This window comes from Desulfosporosinus youngiae DSM 17734, assembly GCF_000244895.1.
In the GTDB taxonomy this organism is placed as follows: Bacteria; Bacillota; Desulfitobacteriia; order Desulfitobacteriales; family Desulfitobacteriaceae; genus Desulfosporosinus; species Desulfosporosinus youngiae.
This window is the reverse complement of record NZ_CM001441.1, coordinates 5451854-5471529: the sequence shown is the minus strand read 5'-3', so window position 1 is coordinate 5471529 and position 19676 is coordinate 5451854. Positions and strand designations below refer to the sequence as shown.

General features: G+C 44.2%; 23 protein-coding genes, 1 other RNA gene and 1 pseudogene. 19 read left to right on the top strand and 6 right to left on the bottom strand.

What is annotated here, in order from left to right; genetic code table 11:
• Positions 1-189 precede the first annotated feature (189 nt).
• The 4 genes from DESYODRAFT_RS25530 to eno all read left to right on the top strand — a co-directional run bounded on the left by DESYODRAFT_RS25530 (position 190) and on the right by eno (position 5271).
• Positions 190-1377, top strand: coding sequence for a phosphoglycerate kinase (locus DESYODRAFT_RS25530; RefSeq protein ID WP_007787478.1), 1188 nt, complete (start codon positions 190-192; stop codon positions 1375-1377).
• Positions 1378-1535: 158 nt separating this feature from the next.
• On the top strand, positions 1536-2321 hold the full coding sequence (gene tpiA / locus DESYODRAFT_RS25525) for a triose-phosphate isomerase (RefSeq protein WP_007787477.1): 786 nt from the start codon (positions 1536-1538) through the stop codon (positions 2319-2321).
• 2 nt (positions 2322-2323) lie between these two features.
• A complete protein-coding gene (gene gpmI, locus DESYODRAFT_RS25520; protein WP_007787476.1) occupies positions 2324-3868 on the top strand; it encodes a 2,3-bisphosphoglycerate-independent phosphoglycerate mutase in 1545 nt (514 codons plus the stop codon).
• Positions 3869-3993: 125 nt separating this feature from the next.
• Positions 3994-5271, top strand: a complete 1278-nt coding sequence (gene eno, locus DESYODRAFT_RS25515; protein ID WP_007787475.1) for a phosphopyruvate hydratase — start codon at positions 3994-3996, stop codon at positions 5269-5271.
• Positions 5272-5441: 170 nt separating this feature from the next.
• Here eno and DESYODRAFT_RS25510 read toward each other — a convergent pair whose 3' ends face one another.
• The gene (locus DESYODRAFT_RS25510) at positions 5442-7301 is read right to left on the bottom strand and encodes an IS1634 family transposase (protein WP_007787474.1); all 1860 of its coding nucleotides are present in this window, start codon (positions 7299-7301) and stop codon (positions 5442-5444) included.
• A gap of 287 nt (positions 7302-7588) precedes the next feature.
• On the opposite strand from DESYODRAFT_RS25510, the gene secG reads away from it, so the two are divergent.
• From secG to smpB, 4 genes are all read left to right on the top strand, one after another.
• Positions 7589-7813: a preprotein translocase subunit SecG gene (gene secG, locus DESYODRAFT_RS25505; protein WP_007787473.1), complete on the top strand. Its 225-nt coding sequence runs from the start codon at positions 7589-7591 to the stop codon at positions 7811-7813.
• 404 nt (positions 7814-8217) lie between these two features.
• Complete coding sequence (locus DESYODRAFT_RS25500) at positions 8218-8991, top strand: alpha/beta hydrolase (RefSeq protein ID WP_007787471.1); 774 nt, start codon at positions 8218-8220, stop codon at positions 8989-8991.
• 179 nt (positions 8992-9170) lie between these two features.
• Positions 9171-9722, top strand: a complete 552-nt coding sequence (locus DESYODRAFT_RS25495; RefSeq protein ID WP_042340128.1) for an HDIG domain-containing metalloprotein — start codon at positions 9171-9173, stop codon at positions 9720-9722.
• Between the two features lie 144 nt (positions 9723-9866).
• Positions 9867-10337, top strand: a complete 471-nt coding sequence (gene smpB, locus DESYODRAFT_RS25490) for an SsrA-binding protein SmpB (protein ID WP_007787468.1) — start codon at positions 9867-9869, stop codon at positions 10335-10337.
• A 344-nt stretch (positions 10338-10681) separates the two neighbouring features.
• Here the strand turns inward: smpB and DESYODRAFT_RS25485 are convergent, their stop codons facing one another.
• On the bottom strand, positions 10682-12583 hold the full coding sequence (locus DESYODRAFT_RS25485) for an IS1634 family transposase (RefSeq protein WP_007787467.1): 1902 nt from the start codon (positions 12581-12583) through the stop codon (positions 10682-10684).
• A 310-nt stretch (positions 12584-12893) separates the two neighbouring features.
• Here DESYODRAFT_RS25485 and ssrA point away from each other — a divergent pair.
• Positions 12894-13245: a transfer-messenger RNA gene (gene ssrA, locus DESYODRAFT_RS27735) on the top strand.
• Between the two features lie 497 nt (positions 13246-13742).
• Here ssrA and DESYODRAFT_RS30045 read toward each other — a convergent pair.
• The 3 genes and pseudogenes from DESYODRAFT_RS30045 to DESYODRAFT_RS25470 form a co-directional block, all read right to left on the bottom strand.
• Positions 13743-14744, bottom strand: a pseudogene (locus DESYODRAFT_RS30045) (recombinase family protein); the annotation flags it as partial.
• Positions 14745-14780: 36 nt separating this feature from the next.
• Positions 14781-15245, bottom strand: coding sequence for an ImmA/IrrE family metallo-endopeptidase (locus tag DESYODRAFT_RS25475; RefSeq protein ID WP_007787465.1), 465 nt, complete (start codon positions 15243-15245; stop codon positions 14781-14783).
• Between the two features lie 20 nt (positions 15246-15265).
• The gene (locus DESYODRAFT_RS25470) at positions 15266-15688 is read right to left on the bottom strand and encodes a helix-turn-helix domain-containing protein (RefSeq protein WP_007787464.1); all 423 of its coding nucleotides are present in this window, start codon (positions 15686-15688) and stop codon (positions 15266-15268) included.
• Between the two features lie 193 nt (positions 15689-15881).
• Here DESYODRAFT_RS25470 and DESYODRAFT_RS25465 point away from each other — a divergent pair, with 193 nt between their 5' ends.
• The 3 genes from DESYODRAFT_RS25465 to DESYODRAFT_RS25455 are packed head-to-tail and all read left to right on the top strand — an operon-like array spanning position 15882 to position 16567.
• Positions 15882-16133: a helix-turn-helix transcriptional regulator gene (locus tag DESYODRAFT_RS25465; protein WP_007787463.1), complete on the top strand. Its 252-nt coding sequence runs from the start codon at positions 15882-15884 to the stop codon at positions 16131-16133.
• A 15-nt stretch (positions 16134-16148) separates the two neighbouring features.
• On the top strand, positions 16149-16331 hold the full coding sequence (locus tag DESYODRAFT_RS25460; RefSeq protein ID WP_007787462.1) for a hypothetical protein: 183 nt from the start codon (positions 16149-16151) through the stop codon (positions 16329-16331).
• A gap of 38 nt (positions 16332-16369) precedes the next feature.
• A complete protein-coding gene (locus DESYODRAFT_RS25455) occupies positions 16370-16567 on the top strand; it encodes a DUF1421 domain-containing protein (protein WP_007787460.1) in 198 nt (65 codons plus the stop codon).
• Here the strand turns inward: DESYODRAFT_RS25455 and DESYODRAFT_RS28535 are convergent.
• The gene (locus DESYODRAFT_RS28535; protein WP_007787459.1) at positions 16564-16737 is read right to left on the bottom strand and encodes a hypothetical protein; all 174 of its coding nucleotides are present in this window, start codon (positions 16735-16737) and stop codon (positions 16564-16566) included. The genes DESYODRAFT_RS25455 and DESYODRAFT_RS28535 overlap by 4 nt on opposite strands.
• Before the next feature lie 101 nt (positions 16738-16838).
• Between DESYODRAFT_RS28535 and DESYODRAFT_RS25450 the strand changes: the two genes are divergently transcribed.
• The 7 genes from DESYODRAFT_RS25450 to DESYODRAFT_RS26805 are packed head-to-tail and all read left to right on the top strand — an operon-like array spanning position 16839 to position 19644.
• The gene (locus DESYODRAFT_RS25450) at positions 16839-17144 is read left to right on the top strand and encodes a hypothetical protein (protein ID WP_007787457.1); all 306 of its coding nucleotides are present in this window, start codon (positions 16839-16841) and stop codon (positions 17142-17144) included.
• Positions 17145-17166: 22 nt separating this feature from the next.
• The gene (locus DESYODRAFT_RS25445) at positions 17167-17490 is read left to right on the top strand and encodes a hypothetical protein (RefSeq protein ID WP_007787455.1); all 324 of its coding nucleotides are present in this window, start codon (positions 17167-17169) and stop codon (positions 17488-17490) included.
• On the top strand, positions 17487-17639 hold the full coding sequence (locus DESYODRAFT_RS28870; RefSeq protein ID WP_007787454.1) for a hypothetical protein: 153 nt from the start codon (positions 17487-17489) through the stop codon (positions 17637-17639). Before DESYODRAFT_RS25445 ends, DESYODRAFT_RS28870 begins: the two co-directional genes overlap by 4 nt.
• A complete protein-coding gene (locus DESYODRAFT_RS25440) occupies positions 17629-18030 on the top strand; it encodes a hypothetical protein (RefSeq protein WP_042339154.1) in 402 nt (133 codons plus the stop codon). Before DESYODRAFT_RS28870 ends, DESYODRAFT_RS25440 begins: the two co-directional genes overlap by 11 nt.
• Positions 18027-18326 (top strand): hypothetical protein, encoded by a 300-nt coding sequence (locus DESYODRAFT_RS25435; RefSeq protein WP_007787450.1) that lies wholly within the window; start codon positions 18027-18029, stop codon positions 18324-18326. The genes DESYODRAFT_RS25440 and DESYODRAFT_RS25435 overlap by 4 nt, the downstream gene beginning before the upstream one ends.
• Positions 18327-18527, top strand: coding sequence for a hypothetical protein (locus tag DESYODRAFT_RS25430; protein ID WP_007787449.1), 201 nt, complete (start codon positions 18327-18329; stop codon positions 18525-18527).
• Positions 18528-18540: 13 nt separating this feature from the next.
• The gene (locus DESYODRAFT_RS26805) at positions 18541-19644 is read left to right on the top strand and encodes a pentapeptide repeat-containing protein (protein ID WP_007787448.1); all 1104 of its coding nucleotides are present in this window, start codon (positions 18541-18543) and stop codon (positions 19642-19644) included.
• The last annotated feature ends 32 nt before the right edge of the window (positions 19645-19676 follow it).

The following is a 19676-nucleotide window of genomic DNA, read 5'->3' as shown; positions in this document are numbered from 1 at the left end:
GGGCAGGAAATGGCAACTTTATGGAGAAGTAGTGAACAAGCCCGGAATTAAATGAGGTAGATAGGGAGTTTTTGAAACTTGGGAGAGTAGTAAATTTCGTTTCTCGGTATACTAAGGTAAGTAAAGAAATGATGGATCAAATCCGAAGTAAGATTAAACCCTTGGGTCAAGTGAAAGGGGATTTTTTGTGTGAATAAAAAGAGTGTAAACGATGCGGAGGTACGTGGGAAACGTGTACTTGTCCGAGTGGATTTTAATGTGCCCTTAGATGAGCAAGGACACATTACCAATGATAAACGTATCCAAGCAGCGTTGCCTACTATTTTGCATCTGATCAGAGAAGGCGCGCGAGTCATTCTGGCTTCTCACCTGGGGCGTCCCAAGGGAAAGGTTAATCCGAAGTACTCATTAGAACCCGTTGCCAAGCATCTAAGCAGTCAGTTGGCCCAAGAAATATCCTTTGCCACAGACTGTGTAGGGGATGTGGCAATGGAGGCCGTCAACAAGCTGCAAGATGGGCAGGTCCTTTTATTGGAAAATGTCCGCTTCCATGCTGAAGAAGAGAAAAATGACCCCGCCTTTGCCAAAGAATTAGCTGGGTTGGCAGAGCTGTTTGTCAATGATGCCTTTGGAACCGCTCACCGTGCTCATGCATCTACTGAAGGGGTTACCCACTACATTCCAGCTGTTTGCGGTTTATTAATGCAAAAAGAAGTCGAGTTCATGGGCAATGCTTTGGAACATCCGGAACGGCCCTTTGTAGCTATTATTGGCGGTGCTAAAGTGAGCGATAAGATCGGGGTTATCGATAATCTTTTGGAAAAGGTGGACGCTTTGATCATAGGCGGAGGGATGGCCAATACCTTCCTTAAGGCACAAGGCTTTAACGTGGGAAAATCCCTTCTCGAAGAGGAAAAAGTGGAGCTGGCAAAGCATCTCATTGAGAAAGCAAAAACTAAACGGGTCAAGTTAGAACTGCCAATTGATGTGGTTGTGGCACCGGCTTTCCAGGCGGATGCACCTCATCGTACAGTAAACGTGTCTGAAATTGGAGAAGATGAAATGGCCTTAGATATAGGACCGGCCAGTGCCGGGAAATTTGAAGCCCTTGTTGCGGCTGCCCGCACTGTGATCTGGAACGGTCCAATGGGTGTCTTTGAAATGGACGCCTTCGCTAAAGGAACTGAGCGAGTTGCTCAGGCAGTAGCCGCTTGCGGTGGGACCACGATTGTTGGCGGCGGAGATTCCGTAGCCGCGGTAGAGAAAATGAGTGTGGCGGATCGGATGACCCATATTTCAACAGGGGGAGGAGCATCCCTTGAGTTTCTGGAAGGAAAAGTGCTGCCAGGTGTTGCGGCTCTTCAGGACAAGGGGTAAGCGGGGTTCGAAGCGGAGAAAGACGCTTTTGGGCTTGGCACCATAAAGAATGAAATAAACTTTTTCAGGATACTAAAGGTTATTTGAGGTCAGTGAAGTTTGGATGTCGCGCATCGCGCATCGAACATCGTGCCTCGCAATAAGGGGGTAAGAACAAATTGGCTGATCGACGACCGGTTATCGCCGGCAATTGGAAAATGTTTAAAACAGTTCATGAAGCAGAGGACTATGCCGTGAAGTTCCTGGATGAGGTTAAAGATGTTACAGACATCGATATTGTCCTGTGTGCTCCATTTACAGCCCTTTCTGCTTTAAAAAATGAATTGGAAGAAAGTATTGTTCACCTGGGCGCTCAAAACATGGCCTGGGCGGACCAAGGTGCTTATACGGGTGAAATCTCGGCTCAGATGCTGCTGGATGTCGCTTGTACATATGTAATCCTCGGTCACTCAGAGCGGCGGGAGATGTTCGGGGAAACCGATGAGGAAATTGCCAGGAAGGTACAGCAGGCACTGAGGGCGGGATTAACCCCAATCCTTTGCTGCGGAGAGAACTTGAGCTTACGCGAAGAAGGGAAGGCTGTGGAGAGAGTCCAGGGGCAAGTGACCCGGGCACTTGCCGGCTTATCGGCGGACGAGTTAAGCCGGATAATCATTGCCTATGAACCCATCTGGGCGATTGGCACGGGGAAAACGGCATCCAGCAAAGATGCTCAGGAAATGTGCGCTTCGATTCGTGCCACTCTGACAGAACGTATGGGAATGGCTGCTGAGAAAGTACCCATACTCTATGGGGGAAGTGTCAAGGCAGAAAATATTGCCGAGCTGATGACGGAGCCGGATGTTGATGGGGCCCTGGTCGGAGGAGCCAGTCTTGATCCGCTGCAGTTTGCAAAGTTAATCAAAAACGCAGGTCCTCTGGCGGCCCGCGTAGAAGGGATATAGTCATGGAGGTTGCCAAACCACTTTTCCTGATGATTCTCGATGGCTGGGGTTGTCGGGACATTAGCGAAGGAAATGCCATTGCCCAAGCGAAGATACCCAACTTTCAACGTCTGGAAAAGGAATACCCTTACACCACTCTTCAGGCATCGGGTGAGGCTGTGGGATTGCCGAGCGGCCAAATGGGAAATTCAGAAGTCGGGCACCTGAATATGGGAGCGGGGCGGGTCGTTTATCAGGAGTTGACTCGTATCTTTAAGTCGATTCAAGACGGCAGGATATTTGAGAACTCCGTCCTGCGCGAGGGAATGGAGCATGCCCGGCTACATAATAAAGGACTTCATCTGATGGGCTTACTCTCGGATGGAGGGGTTCATTCTCATATCGAGCACTTATTTGCTCTGTTGGAGATGGCTAAAAGCCAGGGGTTACAAACGGTGTATGTCCACGTTATTCTCGATGGCCGAGACGTCTTGCCTCAGAGTGCCAAAGATTACATTCTTCAACTCGAAGAAAAAATGAACGAGCTGGGCATAGGGAAAATTGCCTCAGTCAGCGGCAGATACTACGTTATGGACCGGGACGAACGCTGGGAGCGTTTAGAAAAAGGCTATAAGGCGATTGTCAATGGCGAAGGAAAGCATGCGGCCGGTGCGCTGTCAGCGGTGGAGTTTTCTTATGATACGCGGGTGACGGATGAATTCGTGCTGCCTACCGTGATTGATGATCAAGAAGGGGACCCAGTGGGCCGGGTTCAAGAAGGGGATACGGTTATTTTCTATAATTTCCGTTCTGATCGCGCACGGGAAATCACACGGGCCTTTGTCGACGAGGAATTCCCGGGATTTGAACGACCTGACCGGCCAAAGGTCCACTTTGTGTGTATGACTCAGTACGATGAAACGATTTGCGCCTCCGTGGCCTTTCCTCAGCAGGATTTAGACAACACGCTGGGCGAAGTGCTTTCAGATAACGGATTAAAGCAGCTGAGAATTGCCGAGACAGAAAAATATGCTCACGTAACTTTCTTCTTTAATGGCGGACTTGAAGAACCCTATCCTAAGGAGGAGCGAATCCTTATCCCTTCGCCAAAAGTCGCTACTTACAATCTGCAGCCAGAGATGAGCGCCGGGGAAATAACCCAAACCGTCCTCGAACAGCTTCGCGAATCAGACTATGATGTGATCATTCTGAACTTCGCCAACCCGGATATGGTAGGGCATACAGGTGTTTTTGAGGCAACTGTCAAAGCAGTGGAAGCGGTGGACCAGTGTCTGGGGCAGATTTATGAGGAGCTTCAGAAAATGAACGGCACTCTCATCGTAACTGCAGACCACGGGAATGCCGAAGAAAAGATAGATCCCAAAACATTGTTTCCCATAACAGCGCATTCGTGCAACTGTGTACCGTTTATCTTGGTCGATAATCGGTTAAAAGGGCAAGGATTGCGGAGCGATGGAGCGCTCTGTGATGTTGCGCCCACGGTTCTTAAATTGCTGCAGATTCCTGTACCCAAGGAAATGACGGGAAAATCCCTGTTGGAGGCTTAAGTCTTAAGGGGAATCAATAGTTAACGGCAGACCCTAACTATTAGTTTTAGTATAAGAGGTAAGTATATCTAATTTAGCTAGAACTCCTGAGCAGGATTTCTAATAAAAAAGGGGGACATTGATCAATGAGCTTTATTACAGATGTTTATGCACGCGAGATTCTGGATTCGAGGGGGAATCCAACCGTAGAAGTCGATGTCGTTCTTACCGATGGGATTATAGGGCGTGCGGCCGTTCCTTCAGGTGCTTCCACAGGAGCCTTTGAAGCAGTTGAACTCAGGGATAAAGATGAGACCCGTTATATGGGTAAAGGGGTTTTGCAGGCGGTTGAGAATGTCAATGTAACCATCGGCCCTGAAGTAGAGGGTTTGAATCCCTTTGACCAGCCCGGCTTAGATCGGGTTTTGATCGAGCTTGATGGAACGGAAAACAAGGGCAAACTAGGGGCCAATGCGATTCTCGGAGTATCTTTGGCAACAGCTAAAGCCGCGGCAGAATCGCTGGGTATTCCTCTTTATCAATATTTAGGAGGAGTAAATGCCAAAGAGCTCCCCGTGCCGCTGATGAATATCTTAAACGGCGGGAAACATGCCGATAACAATGTGGATATCCAAGAATTTATGATTATGCCCGTTGGAGCATCGAGCTTTGCTGAGGCTCTGCGCATGGGTACAGAAGTATACCATAGCCTGAAAGCGGTTCTTAAGGAAAAATCCCTTGCCACGGCAATCGGGGATGAAGGGGGGTTCGCCCCGAGCCTGGAGTCCAATGAAGATGCCTTGCTTTGTATCGTCGATGCCATTCAAAGGGCAGGGTATCAGCCGGGTGAAGATGTAGCGTTGGCCCTGGATGTGGCGGCGACGGAACTCTATGAAAATGGAACTTATAACTTAGCAGGGGAAGGGCTCAAGAAAACCTCGGATGAGATGATTGATTACTATGAGGGCTTGATCGACCGTTACCCCATTCTTTCCATTGAAGACGGTCTGTCGGAAGAGGACTGGGAAGGCTGGAGCAACCTGACTAAGCGCCTGGGAGACCGGGTTCAGCTGATTGGGGACGATTTATTTGTAACCAATCCAGTACGTTTAGCCCGTGGGATCAAGGAAAACTGTGCCAACTCAATTCTTATTAAGCCTAACCAAATCGGAACTCTGACTGAGACTCTGGATGCCATTGAAATGGCTAAGCGCGCAGGTTATACATCGGTCGTTTCTCATCGTTCCGGTGAGACGGAAGATGTTACCCTGGCTCATATTGCGGTAGCTGTTAATGCAGGCATGATTAAAACCGGCGCTCCGGCACGGACGGAGCGGGTTGCTAAGTATAACGAGCTGCTTAGAATTGAAGAAGAACTTGGAGAAAGCGCAGTGTATCGCGGCCGTAAGGCATTAGCCAGATAGGATTAGAGATAGCACAGGATAGCGCAAGATTCAAGGTTTATTGAGTTTTAAGGAGCTTTGTGTTAAAATCCCGTTTTCGACAGTTTGGAATAAATTAAAGAGGCTGTAACCGCTCATCTGTGCGGTTTACAGTCTCTTTTTTGTGTTCGTAAAATGTTGTATGGAAATGCCTATGGTAAAATTTTTTTAATTTTTTTATTGAGTTCTTTAGGTTGGTAAAACTTTTTGTCTAATGCAAGAGCAAACACAGCATTTAAGGCAGTACATGCCTGAGATCCATTGTAGGTTGATTGATAATACATATCCTGCACGTTGACGACTTCCATGTTCTTTAGTGTTTCAATGATGTTGTCTGTGGTGAAGTGCGTTCCATAATCATCAAGCTTTGCCTCGAGAAGTCGATAAATAAGGAGAGCCGTATAGCAGATCATAAAGTGAGCGATGATTCTTTCTCTGTTGCGGTGATGAACGGGGCGAGCTGAGAGGTTTGTTTTCATGATTCTGAAGCAGTCTTCGATCTTGTATCGTTTAAAACTTATATCAATAATGGTTTTAGCATCGTCATCTAGATTGGTGGCTATAGCATAATAGCCATCGTATTTTTCTTCTTCCTCAATGACACTCTGGTCAATCGAGTAGAAGTCTGTAACGTTATCTCCGGATGTTGATCGTGAGGTTCTTTTAATGAAACGCGTAACATCATGGGGACCTTTTTTTATGGATTCAGGATCGTTGCTGGTTAGAATCTTTTTTGCCCGTGCGATCTGTTTGTTTCTTATATATCGTTGGTATTCCATCATTTTCCTTGAAAAGGTGATGATAAGCTTCTGTTTTACAATCGCTTTGGATTTGACTTTTTTTATCTTGCCATTTTTCAAGACCTTCTCGTCATAGAATCCAAGATCGATCGCCTTATCTGCTTCCACCATTTTATAAGCACGATTGTTATATCGTTCCAGATTTCGTTCATCCTTCTTATCAAATGTCTTCATTTCTTCAAGGGTGACGGGTTGGTCATTGGATAGAAGCCGATAGTCATAATCATTAAAAACCGCTTTTTTAAGCGTGTCTGACAACTCTTTGATGGACTGGGTCACAATGAAGGATCGTCCTCCCATGGAATTGAATTTCCGAATATTCATTGAGCCCAGGCCTGCATCGGCACAGTAAATAAATTTTTTGCCATCCAACATCTGGGCCATTTTCGTTTCAAGGGGAATAGCACAGGTTTGTTCATTGTCCGAACCGGAGTTGATACACATGGAAATCGGGATACCACGAGAATCCATGAACAGCCCCATTTCTACAATAGGATTGGGCCTGTGCTCTTTTGAAGGGCCGTATTTCCGCAAGCCTTTTAAGATCTCACCGGTCACCTCGTCAATATAGTCGTCATCATCGCCTTCAATTTCAAAATAGTAATTGGAACAGTCAAAGTAACAGACGGAAGTGTCACGGGGTACAATGTCATGGCTATGCTTAAATAAGTGGGCGATATAGTCATCATAATGCTGCTCAAGGATATCCATGGTACGAAGTATGTGGACATAATCAAAAGCGGGACGTTCATAGTACCTGTGAAGATGGTCATAGGTACCGAGCTTTGAATCTGGTTCAAGAATTCTTGCATAGGTCAAAAAGCGGTTGACGAGGTTCGGATCAAAGGTCATCTTTGAATCGGAAGTAACGTGCTTGAAAAAGGTGTTTAGTTTAAGATCGTGGTATATCTTCTGCAGAATAAAGTACCCTATGTTCACCTGGTTACTTGAAGAGACAAGGTCATTGCTTGATTTGATCGTTTCATCAAAATCGATAACCACCTCCATTGAGACCTTGTTGTTCTTCCGTTCATCGTTATACTTCTGTATCTGTTCCTTTGCATAAGTTAGAGGATCACTTGTAATTTTCAAGAGATCAGAATGTTTCCCAATTTTAGCAACATTTTTTGTGGTTGTTTTTTTTCCATTTCTAAAGCCTTGTTGGACATAGTAAATAGGATCTTTTGAGCGTTTGTCATAATATAATTTCATAGACTTATTATATCATTGCATACAACAGCATACAACACATATTTTTTGGGATTTGACACCAAAAAAGCCGCTGGTAAGCGGCTTTGCTATAATTATTTAGTTGGCAACTGTCGAAAACCCGTATCGCGGCCGTAAGGCATTAGCCAGATAGGATTAGAGATAGCACAGGATAGCGCAAGATTCAAGGTTTATTGAGTTTTAAGGAGCTTTGTGTTAAAATGAGCCTATTGATAATTTACAAGGTTGTAGTGATATATGACGATGGGTTATCTTAGGGGGTGAGTTATTTGCAAATTGCGTTAGTCATTCTTTTAATCCTCAGTTCATTAGGACTTGTTGCGACTGTGTTACTGCAGTCCGGCAGAAGTGCAGGATTATCAGGAGCTATTACCGGCGCTGGCGAGGCCATCTTTGGTAAAAAGAAGGGTATGGATGAATTATTCGCCAAACTCACGGGGGTTTTAGCGGGTGTCTTTTTGCTGAGTTCCTTGGGTCTAGCTATGCTTGGCTAAGTCTGAAGAGAGTATTGGGTAGTTCTTAATAATGACATAGCAATTGAGGTTGGTCATTGCGGCTCTTACTCTACTTTTACGCTAATAAAGCAAAATTAAGGAAGGGCACTTCATACGAGGTGTCCTTCTGTGCTATTCTTTGTTTGGAAGGAAACAGCGCCCTTTTACTGGAGTTTAGCCAACCTTTATTTCCGGCCTGAAAGGGCTTTGCTACAAGCGGGCTTAAACTCTGCGGAAGGTCTAGGCTACATTTAGGTGCTTTTTAAGGAAATCCAGCAATAGCAAGGGTTTCGGGAGATCATGGCTGAACGTCAGTTGATACTAACTATAAATAATTGAATGTTCGAAATCGATAGTTTACGATATTGAATAAGGAATAGTATAGCAACTTAGGGGGTGTTTAGATGAAACTGCAAAGACGGTTAGTCGAGCCCTTTCATTTTCCTGGAAACCGTGTTGGGTGTTTACTCATTCATGGTTTTTCGGGATCTCCCTCGGAAATGCGCCTGTTGGGTGAAGGCTTGGCCAAGTTTGGCTGGACAGTCCTTGGGATACTTCTCTCAGGACATGGAACAACTCCTGAAGAAATGGCAAAAAAGGGTTGGGAAGATTGGGCAAGAGACGCAGAAGGCGGTGTGAGAAAACTAAGGGAGTCCTGCAACACAGTGGTTGGGATTGGACTGTCTATGGGAGGTCTTTTGACCCTTCATCTGGCGACTCTCGGTTTAATCGATGGGTTAATCTCTATGAACGCGCCGATGGTGCTTGCTGATCGAAGAACTCGCTTTGCCCGACTAGTCAGACCGTTTATAAAGTTTGTTGGTAAGTCAACCTCTGATCAGGCAGCATTAGAATCCAAATCACAACCAATAACCGAGCGGTTTGTTTATGACCGGATACCAGTGGATGGCCTGGTTTCATTGAACAGGGGAATTCGTCAGGTACGCAGTAAACTTCATTTGATTAATTGCCCGGCATTATTGATGCAAAGTAGGAAGGATTTCACAGTGAATCCAAGCAGTGTTCAAATTATCAGGAAGAAAATCGAGCAGGTTAACCCCGAAGTTATCTATTGGGAAAACTCTGGGCACATTTTAACACTTGGTCCAGAGCGGGAAGAGGTCACACTTAAAGTTCATGATTTTCTCCGGCAGTCTGCGGCGAAGGGAGTCTTATAGTGATAAATCACGGGGCCGCAGGGTTTAAGGGGATATAATTCGGAAATAATGGATTTGTTAAGATATAGAGATTAGGCAAAGACCAGAATGCCAATTGGCGTTCATCTCAGAGTGGGATTGAGGGTTTTTAGTATTTTATTTAAAAAAGTTTTTATACGAAAGAGAGTAGGATGGATATGATGACAAGGGAAGAAGCTTATGCTGAATTAACGAAGTATGTAGATAATAAAAACTTGCTGAAACATATGATTTCAACAGAAGTAGTCCTGATTCGTTTGGCTAAGCATTTTGATCAGGACCCGGATTTGTGGGGGATGGCAGGGCTTCTCCATGACATCGATTATGAGGATACAAAGGAACAGCCCGAGGTACACTCCCTTAAAGGGGCTGAAATTTTAGAGAAAATGGGGTTTCCGGACGAGCTTGTCTATGCTGTGAAAGTTCATAATGAACGACATGGCCTTCCGCGTAACTCGTTATTAGATAAGGCTCTCTATGCAACTGATCCTATGACGGGCCTCGTTGTCGCCGGTGCGCTGATCAGGCCGGATAAAAAGCTGGCAGGTGTGGATGTTCCCTTCCTGCGCAAGAAGTTCGATCAGAAAGCATTTGCCAAGGGTGCCAATCGGCAGCAGATTCTCAGCTGCAGCGAACTAGGACTTACCTTGGAGGAGTTCCTGGGATTTGGTCTGGAAGCGATGCAGGGGATATCGGAGGCCTTGGAATTATAGGTAATACTTAAGCCTGAAGGATTTTGGGCAGCGAGTTTGTGTAAAGAGTATCCGGAGTATCTGGATTATAATTGGAGTCATAATCCCTGGTTATAATAGGTAAATCGTGTTATACTGAAACTCTGGATGAGAGGAGGAGTCGTAATGCCTTCTGGAGGGATCAAAGTAATTTCCGAAAATCGAAAAGCCTTCCACGATTATTATATCGAAGATAGAGTGGAGGCAGGGATCATTCTTACCGGAACAGAGATTAAATCCATTCGTAACGGGCGAGTGAATTTAAAAGATAGTTATGCACGTTTGGACAATGGAGAAGTTTGGGTTCACCAGATGCATATCAGCCCTTATGAACAGGGAAACCGCTTCAATCATGATCCGCTTCGGCCACGCAAACTGTTGCTTCACCGTTCTGAAATAAATAAGTTAATTGGTAAAATTCAGCAGCAAGGATTAACCTTGATCCCGATTAAGATTTATCTGAAGAAAGGAATGGCAAAAGTCGAATTGGCGGTTGGTCAAGGAAAGAAAAATTATGACAAACGTCAGGCTCTTGCTGAACGTGAAGGTAAACGTGATATAGAGCGGGCGCTGAGAGATCGCAATAAAGCCTACTAAAAAGTTTCTTTTCGTTTCTTTATTTAACGTTTGCCTTTTGCCTGATATCTAATAAACTTAAACGGATGAATCTAATACTAATCAGCGGATAAACGATGGATTTGGCTGATAGGGTTATATTTTGCCGCACAATCGATAGAGATAAAGCTCATCCGTACTTTGGATGCGAGCGAGTTAGTGTAAATAGTCTGATGAAAACAATTACTTGAGATTGAGCTTGTTTCCATAAAAAACTAGATATTCCACGAATATTCATCTTTGTTTTATGCGTAAATGTGTTATACTATCCCGTTTTCGACAGTTTGGAATAAATTAAAGAGGCTGTAACCGCTCATCTGTGCGGTTTACAGTCTCTTTTTTGTGTTCGTAAAATGTTGTATGGAAATGCCTATGGTAAAATTTTTTAATTTTTTATTGAGTTCTTTAGGTTGGTAAAACTTTTTGTCTAATGCAAGAGCAAACACAGCATTTAAGGCAGTACATGCCTGAGATCCATTGTAGGTTGATTGATAATACATATCCTGCACGTTGACGACTTCCATGTTCTTTAGTGTTTCAATGATGTTGTCTGTGGTGAAGTGCGTTCCATAATCATCAAGCTTTGCCTCGAGAAGTCGATAAATAAGGAGAGCCGTATAGCAGATCATAAAGTGAGCGATGATTCTTTCTCTGTTGCGGTGATGAACGGGGCGAGCTGAGAGGTTTGTTTTCATGATTCTGAAGCAGTCTTCGATCTTGTATCGTTTAAAACTTATATCAATAATGGTTTTAGCATCGTCATCTAGATTGGTGGCTATAGCATAATAGCCATCGTATTTTTCTTCTTCCTCAATGACACTCTGGTCAATCGAGTAGAAGTCTGTAACGTTATCTCCGGATGTTGATCGTGAGGTTCTTTTAATGAAACGCGTAACATCATGGGGACCTTTTTTTATGGATTCAGGATCGTTGCTGGTTAGAATCTTTTTTGCCCGTGCGATCTGTTTGTTTCTTATATATCGTTGGTATTCCATCATTTTCCTTGAAAAGGTGATGATAAGCTTCTGTTTTACAATCGCTTTGGATTTGACTTTTTTTATCTTGCCATTTTTCAAGACCTTCTCGTCATAGAATCCAAGATCGATCGCCTTATCTGCTTCCACCATTTTATAAGCACGATTGTTATATCGTTCCAGATTTCGTTCATCCTTCTTATCAAATGTCTTCATTTCTTCAAGGGTGACGGGTTGGTCATTGGATAGAAGCCGATAGTCATAATCATTAAAAACCGCTTTTTTAAGCGTGTCTGACAACTCTTTGATGGACTGGGTCACAATGAAGGATCGTCCTCCCATGGAATTGAATTTCCGAATATTCATTGAGCCCAGGCCTGCATCGGCACAGTAAATAAATTTTTTGCCATCCAACATCTGGGCCATTTTCGTTTCAAGGGGAATAGCACAGGTTTGTTCATTGTCCGAACCGGAGTTGATACACATGGAAATCGGGATACCACGAGAATCCATGAACAGCCCCATTTCTACAATAGGATTGGGCCTGTGCTCTTTTGAAGGGCCGTATTTCCGCAAGCCTTTTAAGATCTCACCGGTCACCTCGTCAATATAGTCGTCATCATCGCCTTCAATTTCAAAATAGTAATTGGAACAGTCAAAGTAACAGACGGAAGTGTCACGGGGTACAATGTCATGGCTATGCTTAAATAAGTGGGCGATATAGTCATCATAATGCTGCTCAAGGATATCCATGGTACGAAGTATGTGGACATAATCAAAAGCGGGACGTTCATAGTACCTGTGAAGATGGTCATAGGTACCGAGCTTTGAATCTGGTTCAAGAATTCTTGCATAGGTCAAAAAGCGGTTGACGAGGTTCGGATCAAAGGTCATCTTTGAATCGGAAGTAACGTGCTTGAAAAAGGTGTTTAGTTTAAGATCGTGGTATATCTTCTGCAGAATAAAGTACCCTATGTTCACCTGGTTACTTGAAGAGACAAGGTCATTGCTTGATTTGATCGTTTCATCAAAATCGATAACCACCTCCATTGAGACCTTGTTGTTCTTCCGTTCATCGTTATACTTCTGTATCTGTTCCTTTGCATAAGTTAGAGGATCACTTGTAATTTTCAAGAGATCAGAATGTTTCCCAATTTTAGCAACATTTTTTGTGGTTGTTTTTTTTCCATTTCTAAAGCCTTGTTGGACATAGTAAATAGGATCTTTTGAGCGTTTGTCATAATATAATTTCATAGACTTATTATATCATTGCATACAACAGCATACAACACATATTTTTTGGGATTTGACACCAAAAAAGCCGCTGGTAAGCGGCTTTGCTATAATTATTTAGTTGGCAACTGTCGAAAACCCGGTTATATTTTGCCGCACAATCGATGGAGATAAAGTTCATCCGTACTTTGGATGCGAGTTAGTGTAAAATAGTCTGATGAAAACAATTACTTTAGATTGAGCTTGTTTCCATAAAAAACTAGATATTCCACGAATATTCATCTTTGTTTTATGCGTAAATGTGTTATACTATGCGTGTAGCAATTTTTACGGGGGCGTTTTAGACTCGCTCGGGGAAGCGGTGGCAAGAGTTGCGCGTCGAGATTCCACCTGGTCTCGTTAAACGGTGGACAAAAATAGTTAACGAAAACAATTACGCTCTAGCAGCCTAAGTGCCGCTAGCATTCTGCCTTCAGAACCTACGATGAAGGGTCAGAGTGTCACTTAAGTAGGACGCTCTAATGTCAATGCTCGGAGACATTAGCTAAGATTATCGAGCTAGCCTGAACTGAATCCTGGCCTTTAGGAGTCACGACTGGCGAAACTTAAAATAAAGGATACACGCGTAGACGCTTTTGTGGTCGTTCTTCGATACAGGGGTGCAAGTCCCCTCGCCTCCACCATTAAAAACCCTGTAGGTTATTTCTAGGTCAAAGGTGTTGATATTATCTGAAGGGTTAACTATAACCTTATCTACATATTCTTGAAGGATGCTCTTCTTTTCGTTTTCATCATCGGAATAGAGAGCATCCTTTTTTTCTTTTAATAAGTCGTAAATCATTTTATCGTTTATTTCTGTTTCTTTTTGAAGCATATTTATATGATCCAGTTCTTCATGGAAAAGATCAATTTTATTTTGAGCTTCTACAATTCTTTCTTCAAGGCCCCTTATACCTTTTCCTAATGCTTGCATCCAATTTTCAATAGTAGACTCAAGTTCTTTTATCTCCTTCTTGATCGGACCAATATCGTCCTGAGTTTCCTTTCTACGCTCCTGATAAAGTTCTTTGACCCTTATGACAATATTGTCCATAGCTTCTTTAGAGAAACAATGAACGGAGAGCTGGTTAATTATTATGTGTTCAAGATCATCCTTCCGCATACTTGGGTTTTTGCATTTTCCAGAACACTTATAATAACATAAGAGGGTATTTTCTTTACTTTTAGAATTTCGATAAGAGTTCCCATTGTACGATGCTCCGCATTTTCCGCAGAAGACTTTCCCTGTAAGTAAATAGTTTACTTTGGCCTTCATTCGGCCAGGCTTATATTTATTCTTCTTTATCAATTCATTCACTTCCCCGAAAAGTTTAGAGTCGAGGACTTTAGGGATGATTCCCTCTTTAATAACCTGTTCTTCAATGGGTTTCTTTTTGCTGGTATTACGTCGGCCATCGACATCTTTAGAACTAGCCACATTAAATACGTAGTCACCATTATATTTTCTATTAGTATCCCAGCCATAAAAACTGTCCCTAGTAAACTTTTTCCCGGTTTGTGTCCTATACCCTAAAGTATTAAGCTTTTCAGCAATGTTTTTACGCGATATCCCGTCTTTTCGTCCTTCAAAGTAGATCTGGACAGCTTTGTATCTGGTTTCATCAATTTCATACTTATGAGTATCTGGATTGACTTTTAGTCCATAAGGAGGTCTCCCTCCAGTGTGTATTCCCTGCTCCGCATTTTCGAACATGCCTTTCATGACCTCTCGGGCAAGATCTAAGCTATAATACTCGTCCATTCCTTCCAATAGAGCTTCTAATAAGATTGATTCAGGAGAATCATCTAAAGGCTGTAGTACGCTTTCTACGCGAACTCCGGCCTTTTTTAACATGCGCTTATATATGGCTGAGTCATACCTATTGCGAGCGAAACGGTTAAATTTGTGTATGATAATTACATCAAAGAGACCATGCTTTGCATCACGAATCATCTTTTGAAAATCATCCCGTCGATCATATCTGCCGGTTATTTCTTCATCCTTATATTCGGCAACTATTAAATAGCCTTTTTTCTTAGCATGCTCCCGTCCTGCTCGAAGTTGAGCTATGGTAGATTCTTCACGTTGATTATCTGAGCTATAACGTGCGTAGAGTGCCGCGCGGATGCGAATTTTCTTCATTATGTATCCTCCTTTCTCAATAAATAGAACGTATGTTCAGGGAAAAGGGTAAAAAAATTTAGTGCGCTGATTCTCAATCTTTTTCAAATCTGCCAGTTCCTCTGGCACCCCGCAAATTGAGGCCATCTCATAGATGGATCGGGATATGTGCTCATAGGATCTGATCATCGAGTCTGGTATAAGTAATTCTACCGCAAAGCAATTGGCCTCTCGTTCGATTCGCTCGACGGAAAAGAAGGTATGCATCCGGAGGAAACCAGTATTAATCCTTGGGTGAAGGATAATATGTGCTAATTCATGAGCGCAGCTGAAACGCTGATCAATATAATCCAATTCGCTGTTAAGGTGAATGATTTGCATTCGCTTGTAACTATGGCAATACCCCCAGATATCGCCTAATGGTTCGATGATGATGGGGATATTTTTGCGTTCAGCAATTTCAAACGGCTCATTTGTATGGTATCTGCGTGTAAGCTTGTCCACTTTTTCTTTAATATCCATGTAAAGCCTCCGTCAAAGCGTCATTTATACTTTTTCGGGGTGAATTTTTTCTTTGCAAGTTGTTTTGCAAGGCGCATGGAGTTTTCAAGAGATATTTTCATAAGTTCTTTAGTTTCATCATCCATAGGCTCACCCATAAAAGCGAGAGAATCCTCACTTTCTAGGTTGGATAACATTTTTTCTAGATCCTTAGCGATATCCTTTTCTTCTTTTGGGGTAAGAGGTTTTAACTTTTCATTCTCAGCACTACTTTCCCTCCCCAAGATATAATCAACGGTAACATTAAAATAATCAGCTATTTTTTCTATTACTTCAAAGCTTGGTTTTCTTGCATCAATCTCATACATGCCGATCATTGAAGTAGTCACCCCGGCAATTTTACCTAACTCTTCTTGCGTAATCTGCTTTTTGGCTCGGAGTTCCTTTAGCCTGCTTCCGATCATTATTATCACCTCTGGTTATAACTATAACCGATAGTTATAAATATATCAATATAACTTTTAGTGATATATCGAGATAAATAAAGCTATATAGAGCATTCTCGAGGAAATAGCTCCCGATTAATCACTATTGGTTATAATTACGCTTGATTATTATCTCTTTTAGTTATAAAATAACCATAAAGGTGGTGAGAGAATGGCAAATCACATTACTCAGTTAAGAACAAAGGCTGGGATTAAAACAGCGAAAGAAGCTTCTGAAAAGTTGAAAATAAGTGCAGGGATGATGTATCAAATGGAGGAAGGGGTGAAAAAGCCAAGCCCCACTCTTGCTATCAAAATGGCCAAACTATTTAATTGTACATTGGAGAATATTTTTTTACCCTATAATATAACTAATAGTGATAAAGAAAGAAGCGAGCCTCTCGGGGCAAGAGCTAATAAGTAAGGGAGGAGTAAGAGAATGTCACCTAAGACACAAGAGATCACGGTTAATCTTACCGTCAATTTCGTCCCACACCCTAACCCTGAAAGAGGGATCGATTTGTTAGCAGGTTTAGTGCTTAAGCAATTACTCAAGGAGGAGGCAGAGAGAGGAGGGGCGCATGAGCAAGCTCTTACTCAATCCGGAGTCCCAGCTCTATGAGCGAAACGGCATCACATAAGGAAAGGAGGTGAGAAAGGATGGAAGATCAAGTCAAACAACTTCAAGAGCGCATAGCAAACCTAGAAAAGAAAGTATTGCCAGCAGTCATCCAGGACCAGGTTGAAGCAGCTGTACAAGCGATAAAAGAAAATGCCGACCCAGCGCATCTTAACGAATTGCATGATCGGCTTCAAAGGTACATCTCGTTAGGGATTGAGTATAACAAGTCCCTCTAAGGTTTAAATGATACTCCGGGTCCTTTTGATTCTTTGAAAACAGCGGAGATTTCTTTTTCGGTTTCCAAGTACAATTTGGTGAGTTCCGCTGCGGATAACCCGCTGGCATTTAGGTTCTGGCTCAAAAAGAGCAATGTGAGATCATGAATCTTTTGGCTTGTCTCTACCATATTACAACCCTCCTCTCATGATCGAATTTTGGAAATCCGGACAATTACCACTATTCGACAGATAGGGGGAAAACCCTGTAACAGAAAGGAGAGTGCACCCAATGCCCCAACTCACAGATCAACAGATCCTGGACCTATTCCAACTCAAAGCTATGCCGGAGGTAGGGAGCATTAATATCAGTCAACGACAAGATTACTGTGGTATCCATGTTCACGGGACAACCGATGCCGACATGATGCCAGTAGTCACCGCCGTCGAACGCATTGTTGGCGGAGAGATTTGCCCGACGCCAATCCGTGAGGGCAAAAACGGCGAGACAGTGCAATGGCTTAGATATGATAGCGACGATCTGAGTTTAACGATTTACTCCACGCAAACGTTTGATGACGCGCAAATCCCTGCGTAGTGCAGGGGGGAGGGTGAAACCAATGGGATACAAAAACGGAGGTTGGAAAAACAAATACAAAATCCAGAAATGTGTAGGAGAAAGATATACATGCCATTGTGCGGCAAGGTCAGTAGATGAATGTCATTGTTTTCCTGAACCTGTTTTTGAAGATGTAGACCCAGAAGGCATTTACCTTGTTCTTCGATTGGACAAGGACCCCAATGCTAGGGTTGCAGCTTTAGCTTATGCGGATAGCGTTGAAGCCGAAAATAAAGAATTCGCAATTGATGTTCGCAAAAAGGTAAGCGAAGCAATGGCTAAGAGCAAAGAACGTATCGGTGAAAGCGAGGCGAACCCCCCATGACCAACGCAGCCGCAATCGGTTACATGATCCTGGCGGCCAAGGAGGCTGGACTTGATCAAAAGACCATCAGTCAGCTTGAAACGCTGATGGTAGCGGAAATGGATTTTCATACTGAGTGGGAGGCCGAAGAGGCGTATTGTGATTTTTGAACCGGAGGTGAAAACCATGGACGAACGGTTAACTGCCAGGAGCCCTAAGAATGGTATGCCGTATTTGGTCGGAGTCAGGGACCACGAGCAGGCCATTGATGGAGCATACAACACACTTAAATGTGTGCAGGCGTCCTTCGAAGCACTTGCAGGCTACGAGGAAACAGGGTTTAGCCCTAAGGAGATTTCAATACTTAACTCTGAAAATAAACGCCTAAAGCTGCAGCTTGAAAAGGTCCTGGAATCGATGAATAACATACCCCATTGCCCAAGTACGGTTGGCTTGGAGGATGACTTCCAGGACTTCCTTGGCTGTAGCGAAACGCCTAATTGTAGCGAGTGCTGGCGCAGGGCCCTAGAAGCTATGGGAGAAAGTGAGATGAAACCATGAGTACTTGCCATATCGACATTAGTCCCAAGGATGCTGAAAACGTAACAGAGGTTATTCTAAAAAAATATCCTGACAGCATCATGTGTTTAGCGCCAATTAACCCCAAATCAACTTATTCACCGAGTAAGGGCAAAAAGTGTTTTCGAATCACATGCGAAATATTGGTACCTCCGGAAGCTATCGAGGGCGAAAGTTGTTTGGATGATTTTGGGGCAATGGTTTTACTTAGATTGCCTAAGAAGCGCATTAAGGCTGATTTTCTTAAGGAAAACAAATCTAAGGAGGAGGTGACCTAAATGCAAGCCAACAAAAAAATCTGCCAGGCACGGCAATGCCCGACAGACCAGCTAAAAATTACACTTGAACATAGTATAGCACAATCCGGTGGGGATGCACCAGACAAGCTTGGGCTGGATAGTTTTGCCGGCTCGGTCAGGTCATTTCGGAGCTATCTAAAAGCTCGAAGGATATTTATTGCTACTGGGATTATCGCGTGAGGAGGAAATTGATGTGGATATTAAAGCTGGGGATTTTGTAAAAGGGAAACCAGAGGCAAGCATCCAGTACGGCATGACCGATGAGAACATGACCAAGGGCGTTGTCACTGGAGTAAACGGTGAGCAAATCAAAATAAAGATCATTGAGCACGCCAAAGGGCGAACTGGAGCATTTTGGGTCGAAGCTAAATATTTTGAGGTTATCGGGCATCAAAAAGAGTTTAACAGAGTCGAAGTGCTGGAACTCCTGCAAAACGGCTGCAAAAAAGCGATTTTGGATTACAATCTCAGCGGGGCCAATCTCAGCGGGGCCAATCTCAGCGAGGCCGATCTCAGCAGGGCCGATCTCAGCGAGGCCGATCTCAGCGGGGCCAATCTCAGCGGGGCCAATCTCAGCGAGGCCGATCTCAGCAGGGCCGATCTCAGCGGGGCCAATCTCAGCGAGGCCGATCTCAGCGGGGCCAATCTCAGCGGGGCCAATCTCAGCGAGGCCGATCTCAGCAGGGCCGATCTCAGCGGGGCCAATCTCCGCAGGGCCAATCTCAGCGGGGCCAATCTCAGCGAGGCCGATCTCAGCGGGGCCAATCTCAGCGGGGCCAATCTCAGCGAGGCCGATCTCAGCAGGGCCGATCTCAGCGGGGCCAATCTCAGCAGGGCCGATCTCAGCGGGGCCAATCTCAGCGAGGCCGATCTCAGCGGGGCCAATCTCAGCGGGGCCAATCTCAGCGAGGCCGATCTCAGCAGGGCCGATCTCAGCGGGGCCAATCTCCGCAGGGCCGATCTCAGCGGGGCCAATCTCCGCAGGGCCGATCTCAGCGGGGCCAATCTCCGCAGGGCCGATCTCAGCGAGGCCAATCTCAGCGAGGCCAATCTCAGCGGGGCCGATCTCGATTTCTCTTGCTTACCACTTAGATGCGGTGGATTACGCTGGAAAATTGACAAACGCTTAGGTGCACAACTGGCATACCACCTCTGCTCTATGCAGTGTAATGACGCCGAATACCTGAAAATGCGCAACTCAATACTTGTTTTCGCGAATCAGTTTCACAGAGTCGGCGAGTGCGGCAGATTGTCTGAAATAGCTATCCCGGAGGAGAAAAAAGCAGCAGAGGAGTGAGGCCCTATGCTGGTCCCGACTTGTTTGTGTGG